Origin of the sequence: Phenylobacterium sp., assembly GCF_031425575.1 — a bacterium.
Taxonomy (GTDB): Bacteria; Pseudomonadota; Alphaproteobacteria; order Caulobacterales; family Caulobacteraceae; genus Phenylobacterium.
In genome coordinates this window covers 1-23,068 of record NZ_JANPJP010000050.1, presented here as the reverse complement: position 1 = coordinate 23,068, position 23,068 = coordinate 1, and the positions used below count along the sequence as shown (strand labels likewise).

Below are 23,068 nucleotides of genomic sequence, written 5' to 3'. Positions count from 1 at the left end.
CCCATGGACGACCTCGCCGCCTATCGCCCCAATGTGGGGGTGGTGCTTTTCCACCCCGATGGCCGCGTCTGGCTGGGGCGGCGCGTGAACACGCCGGAGCCCTACAACTGGCAGTTCCCCCAGGGCGGCGTCGACGCCGGGGAGGATCTCTATGTCGCCGCCCGGCGCGAGCTGGCCGAGGAGACCGGGGTCGTCTCCACCACCCTGCTGGGCCGCACCGACGGCTGGTTGGCCTATGATTTTCCCCCCGGCCACAACGGCAGTAAGATCGCCAAGGGCTGGAAGGGGCAGCGCCAGGTCTGGTTCGCCCTGCGGTTCGACGGCGACGAGGCCGAGATCGACCTCGGAGGCCATGGACATCCTGAGTTTGACGCCTGGCGTTGGGGCAGGCTCTCGGAGGCGCCGGCCCTGGTGGTGCCTTTCAAGAAGACCACCTATGACGCGGTGGTCACCGCCTTCCACGATTTCGCGGGCCTGCCAGGCCGCGCCGCCTGATGGCCGCACCCATCGTCATGGTTCACGGCGCCTTCTGTGGCGGCTGGGCCTTCGAGGCCTTCCGCGTGCCCTTCGAGGCCGCCGGTCACACCGTCCTGACGCCAGACCTGCGGGGCCATGGCGACGATGACCGCCCAGGCGCCGTCGCCGGCGTCTCGATGACCGACTATGCCAGGGACGTCGCCGACCTGTGCGCGGGCCTGCCCGAACCGCCGATCCTCATCGGTCACTCGCTCGGGGGCCTGGTGGCCCAGCTGGCGGCCAAACGCGCGCGGCCCAAGGCCCTGATCTTGCTGGCCCCCTCGCCGCCCTGGGGGGTCACTGGTTCTTCCATGGAAGAGGCGGTCACCGCCTTTGGCCTGATGATGGGGGCGGCTTTCGCTCAGAGCATCAGCCCCGACCGCACCCTGATGCGCACCTATAGCCTCGACCGCATGCCTTCGGCCGCCCGCGAGGCCACCGTCCAGCGCCTGCGCCCCGAGAGCGGCCGGGCGCTGTGGGAGGCCTTGAACTGGTGGCTCGACCCCTTCATGACCACCAGTGTCGGAACCGGCGGCATCGGGATCCCCTGCCTGGTGATGGTGGGACAGCGCGACGTGGTCCACCCGCCGATGACCGCCCGCCAGACCGCCCAGCGCCTGGGCGCCGACTACATCGAGCTGTCCGGCATGAGCCACTGGCTGCTGGGGGAGACCGGCTGGCAGGACGTCGCCACCCAGGCCTGGAACTGGCTGGAAAAGCTCGAGGCGAACACCGCCGCTTAGGTCTTCGCGAAGACCTTGAGCCCCAGGATGCCGGCCACGATCAGGCCGACACAGACCAGCCGGGCCACGGTTGCGGGCTCCTTGAACAGTACGATCCCGAGGATCACTGTCCCCACCGCGCCGATGCCGGTCCAGACCGCGTAGGCGGTGCCCAGCGGCAGTGACTTCATGGCGATCCCCAGCAGGGCCATGGACACGAGCAGGCTCGCCCCGGTGAACACCGTGGGCCATAGCCGCGTGAAGCCGTCGGTGTATTTCAGGCCGACGGCCCAGCCGATTTCACAGAGACCGGCGACGAACAGGATGAGCCACGCCATGGCTGACCTCCTATGACCGGGCCGTCCCGGAAACGAGAAAGGCGCTGGAGTCGTCTCCAGCGCCTGACCTCATATGGGGTGGAGCGCCCGGAACCTAGAACTTGCGTTCCGAATACAGCACTTCGCCCATGTCCCACTTGGCGTTGACCGAGGAGCCGTCCGGCTTCTTCAGCTGCAGGAACACCAGGCCGATCGACTCGCGATCGGTGAAGTATTCCCACGAGTTGGTGATGCGCTTGTAGTCGGTGGCCGGCACGAAGTCGTTGCGCTGCTGGAGCAGCTCCGGCTGGTGCAGCAGCGAGAAGATGTTGAGGCCCACGATGATCGGCTTCTCGCCGCCCAGCGTGTAGTTGATGGCGATCCGGCAGACGTCCTTGTTGGAGCCCGGCGAGAAGACCGTCAGGGTGTAGGGCTTGGTCTGCAGGGTCTGGGTATAGGTCGCTTCGCGCCGGTTGAACTTGAAGCCCAGGCCCTTGGTGGCCAGCTTGGAAATGTCGCCGCCGCGCACCATGGGCACGCAGATGCGGTTGATCACGTCGATGATCTGGCCGACCTCACCGGTGGTGGGGACGGCGTAGACCTTTTCGGGCTCCGGCGCGGGCGCGGTAGCCGGCGTCGGATCAACCCCGGGCGCCGCTGCTGGAGCGGTGGCCGGGGCCTGCGCCGGCATGGCGGGCGGTGCGGTTTGTGCGGCCGCCGAGGTGGCGATGCCCGCGGCGAGCAGACTGATGATGGCGGTACGCATGGACGGTTCCCCTGACTGGCGCTCTATCACACTCAAACTGTCCGTCCCTCGCAAGTCCCCTAATGCGACAATGCGGCGACGGCGAGGCGTTGCTTAAAGCGCGACCTCGACCGCCTGCTCGGCCAGGATGGTCAGACCATCCGGCGTCACGTCGGCGAACCCGCCCTGGACATCGAAGCCCAGGGTGCGGCCGTTGTCATACACCTTCACCCGCCCCGACTTGAGGGTGGTCATGAAGGGCGCGTGGCCGGCCAGCACCCCGAAGTCGCCTTCGGAGCCCGGCGCGTCGACCTGGTCGACCTCGCCCGAGAACAGTTCCCGCTCGGGCGAGACCAGGGAAAAGTGCAGCTTTCCGGCCATCAGGCTCAGGCTTCCGACGCGAGTTGTTCGGCCTTGGCCACCGCGTCTTCGATAGTGCCGACGTTGTAGAAGGCGGCTTCCGGCAGGTGGTCATACTCACCCTCCACCACCGCCTTGAAGGAGCGGATGGTGTCTTCCAGGCTGACGAAGATGCCCGGCATGTTGGTGAACTGCTCAGCCACGTGGAAGGGCTGGGAGAGGAACTTGGCGATCTTGCGCGCGCGCGAGACCACCAGCTTGTCGTCTTCCGACAGCTCGTCCATGCCCAGGATGGCGATGATGTCCTTCAGGGCCTTGTAGGCCTGCAGGGTCTCCTGGACGCGACGGGCGACGTTGTAGTGCTCCTCGCCGATCACCAACGGGTCCATGATCCGGCTGGTGGAGTCCAGCGGGTCCACGGCCGGGAAGATGGCCTGGGCGGCGATGTCGCGCGACAGCACGGTGGTGGCGTCCAGGTGGGCGAAGGAGGCGGCGGGCGCCGGGTCGGTCAGGTCGTCGGCGGGCACGTAGATGGCCTGGACCGAGGTGATCGAACCCTTGGAGGTCGAGGTGATGCGTTCCTGCAGGTTGCCCATCTCGGTGGCCAGGGTGGGCTGATAGCCCACGGCCGAGGGGATGCGGCCCAGCAGGGCGGACACTTCGGAGCCGGCCTGGGTGAAGCGGAAGATGTTGTCGATGAAGAGCAGCACGTCCTTGCCCTCTTCATCTCGGAAGTACTCGGCCTGGGCCTGGCCGGTGAGGGCCACGCGGGCCCGCGCGCCGGGGGGCTCGTTCATCTGGCCGTAGACCAGGGTGCACTTGGAGCCTTCGCCGCCGCCGGGCTTGTTCACGTTCGACTCGATCATCTCGTGATACAGGTCGTTGCCCTCGCGGGTGCGCTCGCCGACGCCGGCCAGCACCGAGTAGCCGCCGTAGGCCTTGGCGATGTTGTTGATCAGCTCCTGCATGGTCACGGTCTTGCCCACGCCGGCGCCGCCGAACAGGCCGATCTTGCCGCCCTTGGTGTAGGGGCAGAGCAGGTCGATGACCTTGATCCCGGTGACCAGGATTTCCGCCGACGTCGCCTGCTCGGCGAAGGACGGGGCTTCGCGGTGAATCGGAGCGAAGAACTGGGAGTTGATCGGACCGGCTTCGTCGATGGGATCGCCGATGACGTTCATGATCCGGCCGAGCGTGGCCGGGCCCACCGGCACGGTGATCGCACGACCGGTGTCGAACACCGGCTGGCCGCGGGTCAGACCCTCGGAGGTGTCCATGGCGATGGTGCGGACGGTGTTCTCACCCAGGTGCTGGGCGACTTCCAGCACCAGGCGGAAGGGCTGCCCCGTCCGCTGGTCGGTGTTGGTGGTCTCCAGGGCGCCGAGGATCGGCGGCAGGTGACCCTCGAACTCGACGTCGACGACGGCGCCGATGATCTGGACGATGCGGCCGGTGGCCACGGCGCCGGCCGGGGCCACCGACTTGGGCGTAACGGCTTTGGCGGCCTTGGCCGGCGCCTTGGCGGCGGCGGCTTTCGGGGCGGGGGCGGCCTTGGTGGCGGCCGGCTTCTTCGGGGTCGTAGCCATGGGTTGAACTCTTTTCAGTCTAGAGCGCTTCGGCGCCGGAGATGATCTCGATCAGCTCCTTGGTGATCTGCGCCTGGCGAGTACGGTTTTTCTTCAGGTTGAGGGCGGCGATCATGTCGCCCGCATTGCGAGTGGCGTTGTCCATGGCCGCCATCTGGGCGGCGTAGAACCCGGCCTGGTTCTCGAGCATGGCCGAGAGCACCTGGACCGTAAGGTTCCGGGGCAGCAGGGTTTCGAGGATGGTCTCCTCGTCGGGTTCGTATTCGTAGGCCGCGCCCTTGAGGTCGATCGTGGCGGGGGCGCCGGCGATCTGGGCCGGGATGAGCTGGGTCAGGGTCGGGGTCTGGACGACCACCGACTTATAGCGGCTGAAGGCGAGCGTCACGACGTCCACCTGGCCGGTCTCGAACAGCTCGGTGATCTTGTCGGCCACGGGCTGGGCCGAGGCCAGGCCCGGCACGCCCGCCTCGAAGGTCGCCACGAAGCGGTCGCCGAACACGCGGCGGAACTGGTCGCGCGCCTTCTTGCCCACCGTGATGATCTTCACGTCCTTGCCTTCGGCGATCAGGGCGTTGATCCGGTCGCGGGCCGCGCGGATGATCGAGGAGTTGAAGCCGCCGGCCAGTCCGCGGTCGGACGAGGCCACCACCACCAGGTGACGGTCCTGACGACCCGTGCCCACCAGCAGCTTGGGCGCCCCGTCGCCGGAGACCCCCGCGGCCAGGTTGGTGATCACCGTGGCGATCCGCTCGGCGTAGGGCCGCGCGTTCTGGGCGGCGTCGGTCGCGCGACGAAGCTTCGCCGCGGCCACCATCTGCATCGCGCGCGTGATCTTCTGCGTGGATTCCACGCTTTTGATCTGGTCGCGCATTTCCTTGAGGCTAGCCATTTCTCGCCTCAGACCTTTCTAAACAACCACCAAGTGCAGTTATCGATCACGGTCGTCCGTTTCCAGAAGAAGCCGTAATCGACCAGCACCAGGTCGGAAAACATATCCAGATAGAGCCCGCCGAAGTCGTTCTTAAACAGGAGGTCGGTCTCCCCGCGATAGGGGATGGCCTCCGGCTTCGGCGAAAAATACTCGGAACAAAAGACGTATTTGGCGGCGACCCGGTGAACTTCCCGCATCGTCGCCTCGAGCAGGCTGGGATCCACGTGAATCAGCACGCCCGAGGTGAAGGCCAGGTCGACCGCCTTGTCGACCATCGGGATCGCGTGGCCAAAGCCCTCGATCACGTGGTCGGCCGCCAGGACGCCGTCGGCGACAAGCCGCTCGCGGGCCGAAGCGTTGGGCTCGATGGCCCACAACTCCATGTCCGAGAGCGCCGAGATGCCCAGAAGGTTGAGGCCCAGATTCGGACCGACCTCGATGGCGCTTCTCGGCATGTCGCCGTCCATCTTCGACAGCACCTCCGCCCACACCCGCGCGCGGCCGCGAACGACGTCGGCCGAAGCGCCGCTGCGCTCCGTATACCGATCGCCGAACTCGCCGGACCAGGCGCTCAGGGCTTTGGGCTCGGGGGCCATCGGCTCAGACTTTGGCGAAGGTCGCGACGAAGGCGGCCAGGGCGTCCTTCAGAGCCTGCTCGGTGTCACCCTTGAGCTCCTTGGTCGTCCGGATGGTGTCCAGCAGACCCTGGTGCTTGGCGTGCAGGTGGCTCAGCAGCTCGGCCTCGAACCGGCCGACCTGGGCGGTCGGGATGGTGTCGAGGTAGCCGCGGGTGCCGGCATAGATCACCGCGACCTGCTCTTCCACCGTCAGCGGCGAGTATTGCGGCTGCTTCAGGAGCTCGGTGAGGCGCTCACCGCGGGCCAGCTGGCGCTGGGTGGTGACGTCGAGGTCGGAGCCGAACTTGGCGAAGGCGGCCAGCTCGCGGTACTGGGCCAGCTCGCTCTTGATGGGGCCGGCGGCGGTCTTCATGGCTTTGATCTGGGCCGAGGAGCCCACGCGGCTCACGCTGGCGCCGACGTTCACGGCGGGGCGGATGCCCTGGAAGAACAGGTCGGTTTCCAGGAAGATCTGGCCGTCGGTGATGGAGATCACGTTGGTCGGGATGTAGGCCGAGATGTCGTTGGCCTGGGTCTCGATCAGCGGCAGGGCGGTCAGCGAGCCCGAACCGTTGTCCTCATTGAGCTTCGCAGCGCGCTCCAGCAGGCGGGAGTGCAGATAGAAGACGTCGCCCGGATAGGCTTCGCGGCCCGGCGGGCGGCGCAGCAGCAGGGACATCTGGCGGTAGGCGACGGCCTGCTTGGAAAGGTCGTCATAGATGATGACGGCGTGCATGCCATTGTCGCGGAACCACTCGCCCATGGCGCAACCGGAGAACGGCGCCAGGAACTGCAGCGGGGCCGGCTCCGAGGCGGTGGCGGCGACCACGATGGTGTAGTCGAGCGCGCCACGCTCCTCGAGGGTCTTGACGATCTGGGCGACGGTGGAGCGCTTCTGGCCGATGGCGACGTAGATGCAGTAGAGCTTGGCGCTCTCGTCATCGCCGGCGTTGATCGACTTCTGGTTCAGGATGGCGTCGATGGCGACGGCGGTCTTGCCGGTCTGACGGTCACCGATGATCAGCTCGCGCTGGCCACGGCCGACCGGGATCAGGCTGTCGATGGCCTTCAGGCCGGTCTGCACGGGCTCGTGCACCGACTTGCGCGGGATGATGCCCGGGGCCTTCACGTCCACCCGGCGGCGCTCGGCCACGTTGGTGATGGGACCCTTGCCGTCGATGGGCTCGCCCAGCGGGTTGACGACGCGGCCCAGCAGGCCACGGCCCACCGGCACGTCCACAATCTCCGAAAGGCGGCGGACTTCGTCGCCTTCCGAGATGGCGCGGTCGTCGCCGAAGATGACGACCCCGACGTTGTCGCGTTCGAGGTTCAGGGCCATGCCCTTCACCCCGGCTTTCGGGAACTCGACCATTTCACCGGCCTGGACATTGTCCAGACCGAAGACGCGGGCGATGCCGTCACCGACGGACAACACCTGGCCGACGTCGGAAACGTCAGCCTCTTCGCCGAAATTGGCGATCTGCGACTTGAGGATGGCCGAAATTTCGGCGGCGCGGATATCCATGTCTTCTTACGCTCTCTTCAGGGCGAACTTGAGGGAATCGAGCTTCGAACGAAGTGAAGCATCGAACAGTCGCGAGCCGACCCGCACCTTGATACCGCCCAGGATGGACGGATCGACACGGGTCTCGATTTCAGGGTCCTTGCCCAGGGCCGTGCGCAGCGAGGCCGCGACGCCCTTGGCTTGGGCCGCGGTCAGGGCGACCGCGGTGGTGACGGTGGCCGCGACGACGCCGCGGCTCTTGGCCGAGAGGACCTCGAAGGCCGTGATCGCCGCCGGCAACGCCGCGAGGCGGCCGTTGGCGGCCATCAGGCCGAGGAACTTCCGGGTGGTGTTGTTGAACTGGGCCTTGGCCGAAAGGGCCGCGATCGCGCGGCTCTTGTCCTCGGCGCTGAAGGCCGGGGAAGCCAACAAGGTGCGGAAATCCTTGGACTCTGCGCGCATGGCCTTGAGCGCCTTCAGGTCGGCCTCAACGGCCGCCAGGTTCTTGTCTTCGGTCGCGAGGTCGAAGAGGGCCTGAGCATATCTGCCGCCCACATTCGAAGTCTTGGAATCGTCCGCCACTTAATTTGTCCGCCCGTGCGTGTCGAAAGCCGCGAAAAAGGTGTCCCTCACCGCGGCCTAAAGGCTTGAAAGCGCTTGGAAAAGCACATTGGCCGGCTGGACCTGGGAAACCCTGGCCCGAAGCCGCGCGCCTGATAGCACGCGACTTTAAAGGCCGCAACCAAACCGGACCGTATAGAGCCGTCCCAATTCATTTAAACAGCCGCCGGGGCGGGCGCTTCGCGCCGAAACACCGCCGAACCGCTCGCCACGAGATCGCCGTTCGCCGTGGTCAGGCGCGCGTGGGCGAAGACCAGGGTGCGGGTGGCGCGGTCGATCCAGGCCTCCGCCGTCACCGGATCGCCCGCCGACGGAACACGTCCATAGTCCAGGGTGATGGAGACAGGCTCCGCGCCCAGGCCGGCGGCGCCGGCCAGCAGAGGCTCCAGCAGCGAGGCGGCGGCGGCCGGGCCGCCCGGGAAGGCGGCGTCTTGTCGAAGCGTGTCGGTCATGTGGCCGCTCTCTTAAGCGGACCCGCGCAAAAGAAAAAGGGCGCCAGAGATATCCGGCGCCCCCAAGTTCAGGCTCGACACAAAATCTGGAGCGGCTGGGAGGCTGCGCCGCGAGCCGGGTTGGCGGGAAGGGGCGGGAGAGCCGCCCATCCGCGCCAATAGGAATTACTGAGCGGCCATCTGGGTGGCCGGGGCGGCGGCGGCGTTGCAGGCGCCCAGCTTGTCGGCGTCCAGGGTCTTGCCCCCGACGCCGAAGGAGGCGACCGCGCCGACCTTCTTGGCCACGGCCTTGCAGGTCGAGGCGGCGTAGGTCTGCGAGGACGGTGACGAGGCGACGCAGGCGTCGCCCTGGCAGAGGAACACCGCGCCGCCGGCGATGAACTTGGTCTTTTCGGCGACCGGCGCCGCCAGCTTGGCGGTGACCGACTCCGCGGCGAAGGCGCCGCCGGCGAAGGAAAGGGTGACGATGGCCGCGCAGGCGGCCGAAAGGGTTTGGAGCTTCATGGAGCCCTCCGGGCGTTTCGGGGAGAAAACAGATCCCCGGGGGAACCTGGCCGTCTGGACCGTGGATCGCCTCGGGTATCCCCACCCTTGGCGCGTTCCGAACTAAGCAACGCTAAGATAACACTGTTAAGATCGGCCGCAATCGCTTTTTTCGCAACGCCGCTATGCGTAATTGCAGAGGTGAGGCGCAGCGTCGCGAAAGCGCCCCATTCACACCCCGTCAATCTTGTCGCGTGTTTGGTGCGGCTGGGCTATCAGTCGCCACGAGCGGGACGACCCTTTCAGGACCTAAGACCCTATGGCCAATGCGCAGTCGCCCCGTAGGGCCCCTCGCACACCCGCCCAAGCCGTTCTCTACTGGAGCGCGGTGATCGGGGTTTGGGGCCTGATCTTCCTGGTGGCCTTCTTCGCGGTGTTCGCGGTGGACCTGCCCGACACCTCCAAGCTCTACGACGTCAAGCGCCAGCCCTCGATCTCCTATCTGGACCGGTCTGGCGCCCTGGTGGCGGTGCGCGGCAGCCAGTACGCGCCCCCCGTCGACCTCGAAAAGCTGCCGCCCTACGTGCCGAAGGCCTTCATCGCCATCGAGGACCGCTGGTTCTACTGGCACTGGGGTTTCAACCCCTGGGGCATCCTGCGCTCGACTATCTATAATGTAACCAATGATGGCGGCCCCCTGCGCGGCGGCTCCACCATCACCCAGCAGCTGGCGCGCAATCTCTTCCTGACCGCCAACCAGACCTATCGCCGCAAGGCCCAGGAGTTGATCCTGGCCGTCTGGCTGGAGGCCAAGTTCTCGAAGAAGGAGATCCTCTCCCTCTATCTGAACCGGGTCTATTTCGGCGCCGGGGCCTATGGCATCGAGGCCGCCGCCCAGCGCTACTTCAACAAGCCCGCCTCCCAGCTGACCATCGGCGAGAGCGCCCTGCTGGCCGGGATGATGAAGGGGCCCTCGCGTTATTCGCCGGTCTCGGCGACCGACCGCGCCGCGCGGCGCGCCACCATCGTGCTGGACGAGATGGTCCGCACCCGCGCCATCACCCCCGAGCAGCGCGCCGAGGCCTTCAAGACGCCGGTCCGGGTCAACCCGGTGCTGGCCAACCAGCGCGCCCAGTATTTCACCGACTGGGTGGACGATCAGGTCCGCTCCCTGGTGGGCGAACCCACCGAGGACCTGGTGGTGGAGACGACCCTGGACCTGCCCATCCAGACCGCCGCCGAACAGGCCCTGCGCCGCGGGGTCGCGGGCGCCAAGGCCCCGGGGGTGGGGCCGGGCGCCCGGGTGGCCAAACATGGGGGGGGCCGCATCCGCGCCTATGTGGGCGGCTCCTCCTATGCCGACAGCCAGTTCGACCGCGCCACCATGGCCCAGCGCCAGGCCGGTTCGTCCTTCAAGCCCTTCGTCTATCTCGCCGCCATGGAACAGGGCCGTACGCCGGCTACGCCGGTGGTGGACGAGCCGGTCAAGATCGGAACCTGGGAGCCGAAGAACTATACCGGCCGGTTCCTGGGCCCCATGAGCCTGCAGACGGCGCTGGCCCAGTCCATCAACACCGTCGCCGCGCGCCTGGCCAACGAGGTGGGCACGGGCAATGTGGCGGCCACCGCGCGGCGCCTGGGGATCACCTCCCACATCCAGCTCGACCCCTCCATGGCGCTCGGCGCCGTCGAGGTCAGTCCCATGGAGATGGCCCAGGCCTACGCCCCCTTCTCCAACGGCGGCTACCTTGCCAAGGGCTACGGCATCGAGCGCATCCGCACCGCCAGCGGCAAGGTCCTCTACGACCACGGGATGGACAAGTCCGCCCGCCGCTCGGTGGTCGGCTCGCCGGCCCTGCAGTACATGAACCAGATGATGCGCCAGGTGATCACCAGCGGCACCGGGACCAAGGCCCGGGTCCCCGGCTTCGACATCGCCGGCAAGACCGGCACCACCAGCGACTACCGCGACGCCTGGTTCGTCGGCTACACCGGCGGCTTCGTCACCGCCGTCTGGGTCGGCCGCGACGACAACACCAAGATGAAGAACGTCACCGGCGGCGGCGCCCCGGCCGGCATCTGGCGCGATTTCATGACCGCGGCCCTACCCCGCCTTAAGACCCAGGCGATCCCCGGCGGCACGGCGGCTCCGCCCCCGGCCCAGGCCCCGGACCCGACCAGCGATCCCATCGGTGACCTGCTGTCAGGCGACGGCCCGGGCGCCGGGCCGCCCCCGGAACGACAGCCGGCGGAAGATATTCCGTTCTAAAGTCCACCAGCCCTCCCCCTCGATAGGGGAAGGAGCTCCGTCACGCCCCGAAGGCGTGCAACCGGGCGCCGTGCGCCCGCAGCCAGGCGCGATGCTGGCGCTCATCCCCCACCAGGGCCTTCACATGGGCCCAAAAGCGCGGGCCGTGATTGAGCTCCAGGAGGTGGGCGCACTCGTGGGCCACCACATAGTCGGCCACTTCGAAGGGGGCCAGGGCCAGCCGCCAGCTGTAGCGGATCGAGGCCGGCTTGCCGATCATGGCCGGGCGGCACGAGCCCCACCGGCCACGGGCGTCCATCACGGTGACCGCCGGCATCTTGGCGCCCAGCGCCGTGCAATAATGGGCGGTGCGATCGGCGAACACCGCCAGGGCCTGGGTCTTCAGCATCCGCGTCACCGCGCGCGCATAGGTCTCGCCCTCGCCGCGCGCCGCGATCCGGGCGGGCTCGGTCTCCATGGCCGGGAAATAGCGCACCGGGTGGGCGGCGCTCTCCAGGCGGCAGGGCTGGCCAAACAGGCTGATGGTGACGCCCGGGGTGATGGACTGGCTCTGGGGCAGCTCGGCCAGGCGCTCGGCGATCCAGGCGGCGCGCTCGGTGGCGAAGGCGGCGGCCTCGCTGAGCCGCCGGACCGAGGGCGCGGTGGCCACCACCTCGCGCCGGGTGCGGTCCAGGCGCAGGGAGACGCGCCGGGCGCGGGTATGGACTTTCAGGCGGACGACGGCCCCGGCAACATCCAGCCGGTCGCCGTCGGCCAGGGGGCGGCCGAACAGGGACATCGCCCCTATCTAGGCTGCTTTTCCGGAAGCGGGAGCCCCGTCTCGATGTTTAGGCCGCGTTGGCGGCGTCGCGGGTCTTTTCGAAACCGGCTTCCGACTTGCGGATGAAGGCCCGCACCCGGGGATAGATCTCCTCGCGGAACCGGCGGCCGTTGAAGACACCGTAGTGGCCGACGTGCGGCTGGACATAGTCTTGCTTGAACGCCTCCGGCAGGCCCGAGCACAGGGTGTGGGCCGCCTGGGTCTGGCCGATCCCGGAGATGTCGTCGTTCTCGCCTTCGACGGTCAGCAGCCCGATATCCTTGATCAGGGCCGGCTGAACGGCGCGGCCCCGGTGAACCAGCTCGCCCTTGGGCAGCAGGTAGGACTGGAACACATAGTCGACGGTCTGAAGGTAGAATTCCTCAGGCAGGTCCAGGACCGACAGGTACTCGTCGTAGAATTCCAGATGCTTGTCGGCGGCGTCACCGTCGCCCTTCATCAGGTCTTCCAGGTACTGCTTGTGGGCGTCCTGGTGCTTCTCGGCGTTCATCGACATGAAGCTGTAGAGCTGCACGAAGCCCGGATAGACCCGCCGCCCCAGGCCCGGATAGGGCGCCGGCACGGTGTCGATCATGTTGGACTTGAACCAGGCGAAAGGCTTTTCCTCCGCCAGCTTGTTGGTGACCGTCGGTGACAGCCGCGCATCGATGGGCGAGCCCATGAAGGTCATGGTGCCAGGCCGGCTCTCTTCGTTGTCCTGCGCCATCAGGGCCGCGGCGGCCAGCACGGCGGGCCCCGGCTGGCAGACGGCGACGACATGCGGGCGCGGGCCCAGCAGCCGCAGCATCTCGCGCACATGATCGAGGTAGTCGTGGAAATCGAACCGGCCGGCATGCAGCGGCACATCGCGGGCGTTGGACCAATCGGTGATGAAGACTTCGTGGTCCTGCAGGAAGGCCTCCACCGTGCCGCGCAGCAGGGTGGCGTAGTGGCCCGAAAGTGGGGCGACGATCAGCACCGCCGGCTCCAGCTCGCGGCGGCCGGCCTTGCGCATGTCGGCCATGTTGCGGCTGAAGTGGGTGAGCTTCACCCAGGGGCTGGACCAGACCTCGGTCTGGGTGACGCGGACCGCATTGCCGTCGATCTGCACGGAATCGACGTTCCAGGCCGGGCGGCCATAGCGGCGGGTCAGGTTGGCGAACAGGTCGGCGCCGGCGAACAGCCGTCGTCCCAGGTCACTGTCCTTGGCCGGATTAAGCGGCGACGACCAGAAGTTCCGAGCGGCGCGAGCCGCGAACCGGAGCGGCGAGGCGGCGTAGTAGCCGGCTTCATACATCGTATAGAGCATACGCAGGGGTCCCGTTGTGCATTGCAGCATGCACGCTGAGGCTTAAGAGAGTCTAGCCCTCTTGAGTTCCACCCTGCGGCGTGAGGACGCGGCGAAGCTTGGCTCCCCTTATAGGGGGGGAGCTGACTATTCGCGCATCGCCGCGGAGATCTGCGTCACGATCTCGTCGGGCCCGACGCCGAAGGGCAGGACTCGGTCGAAGCGCCCCTGCGGGTTCATCAGGTAGCTGGGGGTCGAGTGGTTGATCAGGTAGTCGGCCCCGGTCCCCTGCTTTTCGTAGAACACCCGATAGGCCTTGGCCGCCGCCGCGGCCTGGGCGGGGGTGCCGGTCAGGCCGATGGTCCCCTTGGGAAAGACGTCGTTGTCCAGATAGGTCGCCATCTGGGCCGGGGTGTCGCGCTCCGGGTCCACTGAGACGAACACGAACTGCACGTCCTTGGCCTTCGCCCCTAGCCGCTCCTGCGCCAGGCCCATCGCCTGCAGGGTGGAGGGGCAGACGTCCGGGCAGTAGGTGAAGCCGAAGAACACGACGCTCCACCTGCCCTTCAGGACCGCCTCGGTGACCGGCTTGCCGGTCTGGTCCACCAGCTGGAACGGTCCGCCCACCCGCATGGCCGGCGTGGGCTTGAAGGCCCCGCTCTTCCAGGCCAGCGCGCCCCCCAGGATCAGCCCCAGAACACAGGCGGCGATCACGATCAGGTTGCGGCGGGTCATGGGTGAACCTTTTGTCTCGTCACGAGGTGCGACTTGCAGGATGCTCCTGCCCGAATGGCGTCCGTCAAAACCCCGACGCCGTCGGGGCCGGCTACCGGCCTCGATAGGCAAAGCCCGATCCAGGCGCAAGACGAGCTGGCCTGGGACATGCGCGGCGCCGGTCACGGGCGGCTGCGTATGCGCACCCTCGTCACCCTGCGCTGGACCCTGATCCTCGGCGAGGTGGCCATCCTGCTGATCGGCGGGGTCTTCCTGGGGTTCAAGGCGCCTTACGCCATCTGTTTTGGCCTGATCGGGGCGGCCGCCTGGATCAACCTGCTCACCGGGGTGGCCTCTCCGGGCCAGAGGATGATGGCCGACTGGGAGGCCACGGCGCAGCTCGGCTTCGACATCGTCCAGATCAGCATCCTGCTGTTCCTCACCGGCGGCACGGCCAACCCGTTCATCCTGATGCTCATCGCGCCCATCACCCTGGCGGCCGCCACCCTGCCGCTGAAGCCCCTGCTGATTCTCGGCGGCGCGGCGGTGGGGGCTTCGGTGGCCCTGGCCTTCTTCCACCTGCCGCTCCCGGCCGCGGGGGGGACCACCCTGAACTTCCCCCTGAGCTTCATGATCGCGGCGGCGGCCGCCAATGTCGCCGGCATCGGGGTGATCGCCGGCAGCGTCTGGCAGGCGGCCCGGGAATCCACCCGCATGGCGCTCGCCCTCGACGTCACCCAGACCGTGCTGTCGCGAGAGCAGCGGCTCTCGGCGCTTGGCGCCCTGGCCGCCGCCGCGGCCCATGAGCTGGGCACGCCGCTGGCCACCATCGCCATCGTCGCCAAGGAGATGGCCCGCGAGGCGCCCACCCCGCAGGTCAAGGAGGACGCCGACCTGCTGGTCGCCCAGGCCGCCCGCTGCCGCGAGATCCTGCGCCGCCTCACCGACGCCCCGGCCGAGGCCTCCGACGAGGTCCACGAGCGCATGAGCCTGCTGCAGCTGGTCCATGAGGTGATCGAGCCCCATGCCGGGGTGAAGGGGGTCCGGGTCGAGGCCATCGTCACCGGGGCGGCCGGCGTCCAGTCCCCCGACATCTGGCGCATGCCCGAGGTGCTGCACGCGCTCACCTCCTTCGTGGAGAACGCCGTCGATTTCGCCACCTCGGAGGTGCTGATCACCGCCCGCTTCGACGCCGTCAGCGTCTCCATGGAGGTGCGCGACGACGGCCCGGGCTTCGCGCCCGAGGTGCTGGCCAAGCTGGGGGAGCCCTATGTCACCACCCGTCCGGGCGCGGAGGGTTCGCGCACCGGCCACATCGGCATGGGGCTGGGCTTTTTCATCGCCAAGACCTTGCTGGAACGAACCGGGGCGGCGGTGACTTTCCAGAATGGGCGGCCGCGTGGCGCGGTGGTCTCGGCTCGCTGGCCGCGGGCCAGGATCGAGGCGCCCCTGGTCTGAACAAGGTTCGGTTTGGGCTTGCGCGGGCCCGCAAACGCGACATGATGCCGCAGAGGGCGACGCTGACGAACATGACTATCCGAGGTTGCCTAATGACAGATCTCTCAGCCGATATCGCCGCCCTTCCCGACAAGAGCCTGCTTGTGCTCGATGACGATGCGCCGCTGCGAACCCGGCTGGGTCGCGCCCTCGAACAGCGGGGCTTCGAGCCGGTGCTGGTGGGCAGCGTCGCCGAGGCCCTGGCCGCGGTTCGCACCTTCGCCCCGGCCTACGCTGTCCTCGACATGCGGCTGGAGGACGGCACCGGCCTGAAGGTTGTGGAGGCCGTCCGCGACGCCCGCCCCGACGCCAAGGTCATCATGCTCACCGGCTACGGAAACATCGCCACCGCCGTGGCCGCGGTGAAGTCGGGCGCCATCGACTACCTCTCCAAGCCCGCCGACGCCGACGACGTGGCCCGCGCCCTGCTGGCCCGCAAGGACGAGAACCCGCCCCCGCCGGACAACCCCATGAGCGCCGACCGCGTTCGCTGGGAGCACATCCAGCGGGTCTACGAACTGTGCGGCCACAACGTCTCGGAAACCGCGCGCCGCCTCAACATGCACCGCCGCACCCTGCAACGCATCCTGGCCAAGCGCGCCCCGCGCTAAGCTTCCAGGAGCGTCCCCTGGCCGCCGGCCGCCCTTAGCGCCGCGAGGCGTCCGAAGGCGATGGTGAGCGCCTTGCGCCTCGCGCCGGACAGGGGAACGCTGGGCGCCTCGCGCAGCACCGCGCCGCCGAAGCCGTCGCAGACCACGAGGCCCGGCTCCTCCGGCAGGATCTCCCGGGGAAACTCCGGCGCCACGGCGAAGGCGAAGGCGTCGCAATAGGGCATGTACTCATGCCACTTTCGGTCCACCCGGAAGTCCTCCAGCCCCGACTTCACCTCGAGGATCAGGATATGGCCCTTGCGCGACAGGGCCATCAGGTCGGCGCGCCGGCCATTGGGCAGGGTCACCTCCGCCAGCGGCGCATAGCCCAGGTCGATCAGCAGCCGCGCCGCGCCACGGGTGACGGTGGTGGTGATCTGCGGCCGGGTGACGGTGACGATGACATCCATCGCCAAGTCTTGTTCCGGCTTCGTTCCTGAATCAAGACCCGCGGTGTCAGTTCCGCGCCGGCGCGGGGAATTCCAGGCGGCTGACGTCGTAGCCCAGCTGCTTCACCCGGGCCACGGCCTGGGCCTTGGCGCCGGGGCTCAGCGTCGGGCGCTGGGACATCAGCCACATGTAGTTGCCGTTCGGCGTGCCCAGGATCAGCCAGTCGGCCTTGTGGGCCAGCACCCAATATTCCTGGCTCAGCATGCCGCCGAAGAAGCTCATCTTGATGCGGGCGTTGGTTTTGGGATCGATGACCTTGGCCTTGGCCTTCCACTCGGTGGCCGGAGCGCTCAGGGCGCCCTTATGGCAGGCCTGGACCACCGAATAGCCTTCGCCGGTCCGCACCCAGTCCGAGGTGCCGCCCTGGCAATCCTTCTGGGTCTTGTTGGGCATACGGGCCACCTCGTACCAGCGGCCGGTCATCTTGGTCAGCTCGATCTTCTCGGCGGGCGGCGAGGGCGCCGCCAAGGCGGGCGCAGTCCCCAACAGGACGGCGGCGGCGGCGATGAACAGGGTGGCCAAGGAACGCATGGTCGACATCGCTAACCGGTACCCGTCGATTGTGAAAATTGAAACGCCCCCAGCGCGAACCAGGGGCGTCAAAGGTTCAACAGCACGAATTAGACCATTGCACGGCAGCTAAGCCATACAGAAGGCTGGCGTTTCGACGACACAAGGCCCGGGGCGGCCCGGGCCTCCCTACCCCTTCTGCGCGCTCACCCAGCGCCGGACCCGGGTCTCCAGCACCGGCAGCGGCAGGGCGCCGGCCCCCAGCACCAGGTCGTGGAAGCCCCGCTGGTCGAAGCGCGCCCCCAGGGCCGCGCGCGCCTCCGCCCGCAGCGCCAATATCCGCGCCTGCCCCACCATGTAGGAGGTCGCCTGGCCCGGCATGACGAAGTAGCGGCGGATCTCCGAGCTGATCTTGCCGGCCGGCTGCGGCGAGTTGGCGGTGTAGTAGGCCGTGGCCTTCTCCTCGCTCCAGCCCTTGGCGTGGATGCCGGTGTCCACCACCAGCCGGATCGCCCGCCAGATCTCGCGCCCCAGCCGCCCGAAGTCGCTGTAGGGGTCGGTATAGAACCCCGCCTCCTTGGCCAGCCGCTCCACATAGAGCCCCCAGCCCTCCAGATAGGCGCCGTAGCCGTACTGGGTGCGTAACACCGGCAGGCCGGTCAGCTCGGCGGCGATCGAGATCTGCATGTGATGCCCCGGCCAGCCCTCGTGATAGGCCGTGCCCTCGATCTCGTAGATCGGGGTGGCCCGCACGTCGGCCAGGTGGACGTAGAACACCCCGGGCCGCGAGCCGTCCGGCGCGCCGGACGAATAGTGTGCAGCCCCGCCCGGCTCCTCGCGGAACGCCTCCACCCGCTTGACCACCAGGTCCGACTTCGGCAGCCGCCCGAACATCTCCGGCAGGCGGGCCTTCATGGCCGCCAGATGCCCCTCGGCCAGGGCCAGGTACCGCGCCCGGCCCGCCTCGTCGTTGCTCACATAGAAGCGGTCATTGGTCCGCAGCTCGACGAAGAAGGCCTCCAGCGTCCCTGAGAACCCGATCCTGGCCTTCAGCGTCTCCATCTCGGCCCGGATACGCGCCACCTCCGACAGGCCGAGCGCATGAATCTGATCGGCGGTCATGTCGGTGGTGGTCTGCTGGCGCAGCATGGCCTGGTAATAGGCGCCCCCGTCCGGCAGGGCGCCCGCCCCCTGCGGCAGGGCCGAGGCCTTCTCCCGGTCCGCCGCCAGCCAGGCGCCGATGCGGTCATAGGCGGGCTTCATGGCGCCGGTCATGGCGTCGGCCACGGCCTTGACGCCGGCCGCCTCCTGGCCCGCATCGATCTTGCCGGCTGCCCGCAAGCGGCCAGCCTTGGCCTTGGCGTCGGCGAACAGGGCGGAGTCGGGCCCTGCGTCGAAGGGCGCCCCGGTGGTCAGCCGCTTCACCTCGCCGGCCGCTTGGTCATAGGCGAAGCGTGGCGCCCGCACCCCCTTGGCCGCCGAGGCCTGAGCCCGGGCCAGCTGCACCTCCAGCGCCGGCCCGATGGCCGCCACCCGCGCGGCATAGGCGGCGAGGTCACCCACGCTATCGACCCGGTGCTGGTTGATGATGAAGTTGGGCAGGCCGGTGTGGGGCCCATTGCGGTCGAAGACATAGCCATGCCCCCGCCACTTGTAGGCTTCCTCGGCGCGGGCCAGGGCCAGGACCCACATGTCATAGGAGGTGCGGCCGTCCTCCGAGAGCCCGGCGACCGGGAACCGCCGCTTCATCTCCGCGACACTGCCGCGGCGCCACTCCAGCCGCGCCGCCAGCGCCGCCTCGCTCTGGTCGGTGAGCCTGTCGTTGGCGGTCTTGCGCCCGATCCGCGTCAGCCGCTCCGGCTCCAGGGCGAGCTCGGCCTCGAAGGCCGCGTCCAGATAGGCGGTCAGGGCGGCGTCAAGGTCGCCCGCCGCCGCCCACGCCGAGCCCGCCACCGCCGCGCCCGCGACCCCCAGTCCAAAGTCACGCCGCGAAAGCCGCATGGGAAACTCCCTGCCAAAACCCGAGAGCCCGATCCTATCGAGCTTGCCGGCGGCGCGACAGGCGCCGCGACCCCCGTACGGGCGCCGGGCGTCCGAAGGTGAGCCAGGACATAGGGCTAGGCGCGTCCTTCTCCCCTTGCGGGAGAAGGTGGCCCTGCGGAGCAGGGTCGGATGAGGGGTCGATGGGCCTATCGGGTTAGGGCGTTGCAGAATTAGCGGAGAGCGGAGCGCGACCCCTCATCCGACCGGTCTCCGACCGGCCACCGTCGAGAGCGAGCCGGGCTACTCAAGCCCGGCTATGGAGTTCGCCAACGATTTGGCGAACTCCCGCTCTCGACCCCGCAAGGGGAGAAGGAAAAGCTAGGGTGGCTCCCTCAACCCCCTACGCCCCCTCCTCCGCCAACGTATGCGCCACGAGCGCGTTCGCATGCCCATGCCCCATCCCATGGTCGGCCTTCAGCATCGCCACGAGCTCCATGTGCTTGGCCGGCATCCGCCCCCGCACCAAGGCCTTCCACTCGGCGATCGGCCGGCCATACGTCTTCTCGATCGACGGAAAATAGGACGCCGGTCCCTTGATCTTGTCGTGAGGCATGTGGGAGTTCTCCTGGTCGGTCCTCGAAGGACGAACGGAAAGCGGGTCATCCGACAAGGACGGCCCCTCGACTTTTGAGTTCAGGGCGGGCGGCTTGTGTAATTACAAATCTATAATTATATGGAAGCCGTGACCAGCGTCCGATTTGAATGGGACGAGGCTAAAAACCTCTCAAATCAGCGCAAGCATGACGGTGTGAGCTTTGAGGAAGCCCGGCAGGTATTTCAGGATCCGCTGCACATCTCGGTGCAGGACCGCATCGAGGGCGGCGAACAACGGTGGCAAACCGTTGGGGCGGTCCAGGGCGTCGTGATCCTCCTGGTGGCGCACACGGTCAGAGGGGAAGACGCCGACGGCGGGTCGGTCGAGGTCATCCGTATCATTTCAGCGCGACGAGCCACGCCGCGAGAGAGGCGACGCTATGAAAACGAAACTGGTTAGCCACACCCCCGAAACCCTGCCGGCGCTCACCGACGCGCAGCGCGAGCACCTGGCCGAGCTGGCGGCGTTGCCTGACGAGTCGATCGACACCAGCGACATTCCCGAGCTGTCAGACGAGGCGTGGAGCGCGGGCGCCCGAGGGCGCTTCTACCGGCCCGTAAAGCAGCAGATCACCGCCCGCGTAGACGCCGATGTGCTGGATTGGCTCAAGTCGCAGGGCAAGGGGTATCAGGGCCGCCTGAACGCCATTCTGCGGAGGGAAATGCTGGCCTCCCTTAAGCAGGCGCGACGGGCGTAAACAAGCCGGCTGCCAGGAAGGCGAGGGGCATCGCTTACAAACCTTGGAACAAGCTCGGGCATTGTCCTTTATGAGGTCGACAAGCAGAAGCGTGCCTATCAGGCGAAGTATGGATTGCGCGACCAGCGGGGAGCCCGGGTCACGCCACTGCCGACTGTGATCGCTCCGAAGGTCTCGTAAACGCGTCCGCAATGGGTCGCTTTTCACGCCTTGCGTCAGACGCGCCCCCTACCCCCGCCGCGCCGCCTCGATCTTCGCCACGTCGATCTTGCCCATGGTCATCATGGCCTCGAACACCCGCTTGGCGACCGCCGGGTCGGGGTCGCTCATGGCCTGGTTCAGCTGCCGCGGCGTGATCTGCCAGGAGAAGCCCCAGCGGTCCTTGCACCAGCCGCACTGGCTCTCTTCGCCGCCATGGCCGACGATGGCGTCCCAGTACCTGTCGGTGTCGGCCTGACCTTCCGTCTCCACCACGAAGGAGACCGCCTCGTTGGCCCTGAAGAGGGGGCCGCCGTTGAGGCCCATGAAGGCCTGGCCCAGCACGGTGAAGGCCACCGTCAGCTCGGCGCCGGCCTTGCCGTCGGGAAAGTCGCTGGGCGCCGTCGCGGCGGGTCCGACATGGCTGTCGGGGAACAGGCCGGCATAGAATTCCGCGGCCTTGCGGGCCTCGCCGTGGTCGAACCACAGGCAGGTGGTGAACTTGGCCATCGTCGTTCTCCTTAGGTTGTCTGATCCAAGGACGAACGAGGCGCAGGGTTCCCGACACCCCTGCCGCTCATCCCGGCGCAGGCCGGGCCCCAAATCCACCTATGGCCTCTGGCAAGAGGTCCCGTTCGTGTGGTTCGTGTGGTTCGTGGTTCCAAGTCTTGCGGCCGCGACGCCGACAAGGCGATCAAGATTGTCCACGAACCACACGAACCACACGAACAGGGATCAGACCTAGCCTCTGAGCGTGAATCTGGGTCCCGGCCTTCGCCGGGATGAGCGGAGGCGCGGGCGCCCAAGCCCAAACGAAAAACGCCCGCCGGGGGGACCGGCGGGCGTGTCGCGTTTCGCGTGGAGAGAAACCTACTCCGCAGCGATGGAGATCGACTGGGCGATGCGGTCCTTGAAGTTGATCTCCTGCAGATAGGCGATGCCCTGCTCGGCGATGTCGTCGCCGACCATGCGGTCGCCCTCGGCCTTCAGTTCGTCGAGGTCCACATAGATGGCGTAGAAGGCGCGCGTCCGCTCGGTGATGATGCCGGCGTTCAGCAGGGTCTTCACCAGCACGCGGAAGATGTTGGACTGCTCCTTCATGTTCTCGCGGCGGGTCTCGTCGTTCATGTTGGCGGCCATCTCGGCGATGACGCGGTCGGGATCGAGGCCGAACTCCTCATAGAGGTCGCGCTGCTGGGTGGGGGCCACCAGGTTGAACAGCAGGGTCTGGAAGCAGTGGGCCGCCCAGGTCTCGATGATCTCGTGCTCGGCTTCGCTCAGGTGCGGGATCGTGCGGTCGGCCCAGATCTTCCCGAACTTGTGGTGGAAGGCCTCGTCGGTCATCACCAGCTGCATCAGCTTCTTGCCGAGCGGGTCGTTGATATTGTTGAAGAAGGTGGCGAAGGCGCCCATGGCCAGGCCCTCCACCAGCATCTGCATGCCGATGATCTTCTTGTAGACCTCAGGGCTGCCGATAATGTCGATCAGCAGGGCCTTCAGCGTGGGGCCGGCTTCCACCGGGCGGCCCCAGCGGGCCTTGATGTACTTGGCGAAGGCCGTCACGTGGCGGGCCTCTTCGCGGGTCTGGTTGGCGGCGTATTCCTGCGCCCCCTGGTCCAGCAGCACGTGGCACAGGCTGGCCGACAGGTTCAGCGCGCCCTGCTCGCCGTGCAGGATCGAGGAGAAGGACCGCAGCGCCGACTGGTTGGCGAACCGCACGCGGGTCTTCCAGTCGCTGAGGTGGTTGGAGACGTAGTCGGTGGACAGGGAAATGATCATGTCCTCCGGCAGGAGCATCTGGTTTTCCATGTCGAAGGGCTCGTCGAAGTCGATGTACTTCTTGTCGAGCGGATCCCAGAAGTGGTCGTGGGTGGCCGAGATGATCTTGTCGAAGGCCGTCGAGCGGGCGCCGTAACGGTCGAGGTCCAGCATGGCCTCGAAGTCGTCGGGGGCCACGGCCTCGTAGATGATGTCCTTGGTGATGTTGCCGTCGGCGGCCATGGGCTCGTCTCCTGGTCAGGGCGCATTGGCGCCCAGGTTTTCCTCTTGAGGAGACGATCACCCGCAATCCTTACGGAGTCAATAAAGATGACGCAGGCGTCACTTTCATGACCATGTTCCTTCTCCCCTTGCGGGAGAAGGTGGCCCTGCGGAGCAGGGTCGGATGAGGGGTCGAAAGACCCGTCTGCAGGATCCACTCAACCGGCGCAGCCGTGTCTTCATGGCACGGCTTCGGGCCTGACCCCGTTCGTGTGGTTCGTGTGGTTCGTGGTCCCAAGTCTTCGAGCCGCGACGCTGCGAGGCCTATCAGATTGACCACGAACCACACGAACGAGCAGTCCGCGTCGAACGGAGCGCGACCCCTCATCCGACCGGTCGCTGACCGGCCACCTTCTCCCGCAAGGGGAGAAGGAATTAATCAGCCTCGATCGCGTCGATGTCGTCGTCCGACAGGCCGAAGTGGTGCCCGATCTCGTGGACCAGGACGTGGCTGACCAGTTCGG

27 protein-coding genes are annotated in these 23,068 nt (G+C 67.5%); 7 read left to right on the top strand and 20 right to left on the bottom strand.

All coding sequences use genetic code 11. The annotated features are described in order from the left end of the window. Positions 1 to 3 precede the first annotated feature (3 nt). Positions 4 to 495, top strand: coding sequence for an RNA pyrophosphohydrolase (locus tag RMO97_RS02905; protein WP_310539045.1), 492 nt, complete (start codon positions 4 to 6; stop codon positions 493 to 495). Further along, positions 495 to 1,259, top strand: coding sequence for an alpha/beta hydrolase (locus RMO97_RS02900; RefSeq protein ID WP_310539044.1), 765 nt, complete (start codon positions 495 to 497; stop codon positions 1,257 to 1,259). Before RMO97_RS02905 ends, RMO97_RS02900 begins: the two co-directional genes overlap by 1 nt. On the opposite strand, the gene sugE is transcribed toward RMO97_RS02900, so the two are convergent. The 10 genes from sugE to RMO97_RS02850 form a co-directional block, all read right to left on the bottom strand. After that, positions 1,256 to 1,576, bottom strand: coding sequence for a quaternary ammonium compound efflux SMR transporter SugE (sugE, locus tag RMO97_RS02895; protein ID WP_310539043.1), 321 nt, complete (start codon positions 1,574 to 1,576; stop codon positions 1,256 to 1,258). The two genes, RMO97_RS02900 and sugE, sit on opposite strands and share 4 nt — an antisense overlap. 94 nt (positions 1,577 to 1,670) lie before the next feature. Then, positions 1,671 to 2,321, bottom strand: a complete 651-nt coding sequence (locus RMO97_RS02890; RefSeq protein WP_310539042.1) for a hypothetical protein — start codon at positions 2,319 to 2,321, stop codon at positions 1,671 to 1,673. A 93-nt stretch (positions 2,322 to 2,414) separates the two neighbouring features. Further along, a complete protein-coding gene (locus tag RMO97_RS02885; protein WP_304776103.1) occupies positions 2,415 to 2,681 on the bottom strand; it encodes an ATP synthase F1 subunit epsilon in 267 nt (88 codons plus the stop codon). A gap of 5 nt (positions 2,682 to 2,686) precedes the next feature. Then, positions 2,687 to 4,246: a F0F1 ATP synthase subunit beta gene (gene atpD, locus RMO97_RS02880; protein WP_310539041.1), complete on the bottom strand. Its 1,560-nt coding sequence runs from the start codon at positions 4,244 to 4,246 to the stop codon at positions 2,687 to 2,689. A 19-nt stretch (positions 4,247 to 4,265) separates the two neighbouring features. Beyond that, positions 4,266 to 5,135, bottom strand: a complete 870-nt coding sequence (locus RMO97_RS02875) for a F0F1 ATP synthase subunit gamma (protein ID WP_310539040.1) — start codon at positions 5,133 to 5,135, stop codon at positions 4,266 to 4,268. Positions 5,136 to 5,143: 8 nt separating this feature from the next. Continuing rightward, complete coding sequence (locus tag RMO97_RS02870; RefSeq protein WP_310539039.1) at positions 5,144 to 5,773, bottom strand: pseudaminic acid biosynthesis-associated methylase; 630 nt, start codon at positions 5,771 to 5,773, stop codon at positions 5,144 to 5,146. A gap of 4 nt (positions 5,774 to 5,777) precedes the next feature. Continuing rightward, the gene (atpA, locus tag RMO97_RS02865; protein WP_310539038.1) at positions 5,778 to 7,319 is read right to left on the bottom strand and encodes a F0F1 ATP synthase subunit alpha; all 1,542 of its coding nucleotides are present in this window, start codon (positions 7,317 to 7,319) and stop codon (positions 5,778 to 5,780) included. Positions 7,320 to 7,325: 6 nt separating this feature from the next. Continuing rightward, positions 7,326 to 7,880 (bottom strand): F0F1 ATP synthase subunit delta, encoded by a 555-nt coding sequence (locus RMO97_RS02860; RefSeq protein WP_310539037.1) that lies wholly within the window; start codon positions 7,878 to 7,880, stop codon positions 7,326 to 7,328. Between the two features lie 194 nt (positions 7,881 to 8,074). Continuing rightward, positions 8,075 to 8,371, bottom strand: coding sequence for a PaaI family thioesterase (locus RMO97_RS02855; RefSeq protein ID WP_310539036.1), 297 nt, complete (start codon positions 8,369 to 8,371; stop codon positions 8,075 to 8,077). A 165-nt stretch (positions 8,372 to 8,536) separates the two neighbouring features. Beyond that, positions 8,537 to 8,875: a CC_3452 family protein gene (locus RMO97_RS02850; protein ID WP_310539035.1), complete on the bottom strand. Its 339-nt coding sequence runs from the start codon at positions 8,873 to 8,875 to the stop codon at positions 8,537 to 8,539. A gap of 298 nt (positions 8,876 to 9,173) precedes the next feature. On the opposite strand from RMO97_RS02850, the gene RMO97_RS02845 reads away from it, so the two are divergent. Beyond that, on the top strand, positions 9,174 to 11,123 hold the full coding sequence (locus RMO97_RS02845) for a penicillin-binding protein 1A (protein WP_310539034.1): 1,950 nt from the start codon (positions 9,174 to 9,176) through the stop codon (positions 11,121 to 11,123). A gap of 40 nt (positions 11,124 to 11,163) precedes the next feature. Here RMO97_RS02845 and RMO97_RS02840 read toward each other — a convergent pair whose 3' ends face one another. From RMO97_RS02840 to RMO97_RS02830, 3 genes are all read right to left on the bottom strand, one after another. Beyond that, complete coding sequence (locus tag RMO97_RS02840) at positions 11,164 to 11,901, bottom strand: SprT family zinc-dependent metalloprotease (RefSeq protein WP_310539033.1); 738 nt, start codon at positions 11,899 to 11,901, stop codon at positions 11,164 to 11,166. A 49-nt stretch (positions 11,902 to 11,950) separates the two neighbouring features. Continuing rightward, positions 11,951 to 13,231, bottom strand: a complete 1,281-nt coding sequence (locus RMO97_RS02835) for a polyhydroxyalkanoate depolymerase (RefSeq protein WP_310539032.1) — start codon at positions 13,229 to 13,231, stop codon at positions 11,951 to 11,953. Positions 13,232 to 13,357: 126 nt separating this feature from the next. Continuing rightward, the gene (locus RMO97_RS02830) at positions 13,358 to 13,945 is read right to left on the bottom strand and encodes an SCO family protein (RefSeq protein ID WP_310539031.1); all 588 of its coding nucleotides are present in this window, start codon (positions 13,943 to 13,945) and stop codon (positions 13,358 to 13,360) included. Positions 13,946 to 13,999: 54 nt separating this feature from the next. Between RMO97_RS02830 and RMO97_RS02825 the strand changes: the two genes are divergently transcribed. Next, the gene (locus RMO97_RS02825; RefSeq protein WP_310539030.1) at positions 14,000 to 15,382 is read left to right on the top strand and encodes an ActS/PrrB/RegB family redox-sensitive histidine kinase; all 1,383 of its coding nucleotides are present in this window, start codon (positions 14,000 to 14,002) and stop codon (positions 15,380 to 15,382) included. A 92-nt stretch (positions 15,383 to 15,474) separates the two neighbouring features. Continuing rightward, positions 15,475 to 16,032 carry an ActR/PrrA/RegA family redox response regulator transcription factor gene (locus tag RMO97_RS02820; RefSeq protein ID WP_304776132.1) on the top strand — a complete coding sequence of 186 codons (558 nt, stop codon included), beginning with the start codon at positions 15,475 to 15,477 and terminating at the stop codon, positions 16,030 to 16,032. Here the strand turns inward: RMO97_RS02820 and mmcB are convergent. The 4 genes from mmcB to RMO97_RS02800 all read right to left on the bottom strand — a co-directional run bounded on the left by mmcB (position 16,029) and on the right by RMO97_RS02800 (position 19,627). Continuing rightward, entirely contained in the window at positions 16,029 to 16,481 is a 453-nt protein-coding gene (mmcB, locus tag RMO97_RS02815; protein WP_310539055.1) for a DNA repair putative endonuclease MmcB, read from the bottom strand. The genes RMO97_RS02820 and mmcB overlap by 4 nt on opposite strands. 46 nt (positions 16,482 to 16,527) lie before the next feature. Further along, positions 16,528 to 17,052, bottom strand: coding sequence for a lipocalin family protein (locus RMO97_RS02810; RefSeq protein WP_310539029.1), 525 nt, complete (start codon positions 17,050 to 17,052; stop codon positions 16,528 to 16,530). Positions 17,053 to 17,220: 168 nt separating this feature from the next. Continuing rightward, positions 17,221 to 19,032, bottom strand: a complete 1,812-nt coding sequence (locus tag RMO97_RS02805; protein WP_310539028.1) for a DUF885 domain-containing protein — start codon at positions 19,030 to 19,032, stop codon at positions 17,221 to 17,223. A gap of 382 nt (positions 19,033 to 19,414) precedes the next feature. Continuing rightward, on the bottom strand, positions 19,415 to 19,627 hold the full coding sequence (locus RMO97_RS02800; protein ID WP_310539027.1) for a DUF4287 domain-containing protein: 213 nt from the start codon (positions 19,625 to 19,627) through the stop codon (positions 19,415 to 19,417). A gap of 129 nt (positions 19,628 to 19,756) precedes the next feature. On the opposite strand from RMO97_RS02800, the gene RMO97_RS02795 reads away from it, so the two are divergent. Together RMO97_RS02795 and RMO97_RS02790 are read left to right on the top strand one after the other, a co-directional pair. Further along, positions 19,757 to 20,068, top strand: coding sequence for a BrnT family toxin (locus RMO97_RS02795; protein WP_304775561.1), 312 nt, complete (start codon positions 19,757 to 19,759; stop codon positions 20,066 to 20,068). Then, positions 20,049 to 20,366 carry a BrnA antitoxin family protein gene (locus tag RMO97_RS02790; RefSeq protein WP_310539026.1) on the top strand — a complete coding sequence of 106 codons (318 nt, stop codon included), beginning with the start codon at positions 20,049 to 20,051 and terminating at the stop codon, positions 20,364 to 20,366. The genes RMO97_RS02795 and RMO97_RS02790 overlap by 20 nt, the downstream gene beginning before the upstream one ends. Before the next feature lie 228 nt (positions 20,367 to 20,594). On the opposite strand, the gene RMO97_RS02785 is transcribed toward RMO97_RS02790, so the two are convergent. The 3 genes from RMO97_RS02785 to RMO97_RS02775 form a co-directional block, all read right to left on the bottom strand. Further along, a complete protein-coding gene (locus tag RMO97_RS02785) occupies positions 20,595 to 21,074 on the bottom strand; it encodes a VOC family protein (protein WP_310539025.1) in 480 nt (159 codons plus the stop codon). A gap of 360 nt (positions 21,075 to 21,434) precedes the next feature. After that, a complete protein-coding gene (locus RMO97_RS02780; protein ID WP_310539024.1) occupies positions 21,435 to 22,565 on the bottom strand; it encodes a ferritin-like domain-containing protein in 1,131 nt (376 codons plus the stop codon). A 414-nt stretch (positions 22,566 to 22,979) separates the two neighbouring features. Further along, a partial coding sequence (locus RMO97_RS02775) for a metallopeptidase family protein (protein WP_310539054.1) occupies positions 22,980 to 23,068 on the bottom strand: 89 nt, incomplete at its 5' end.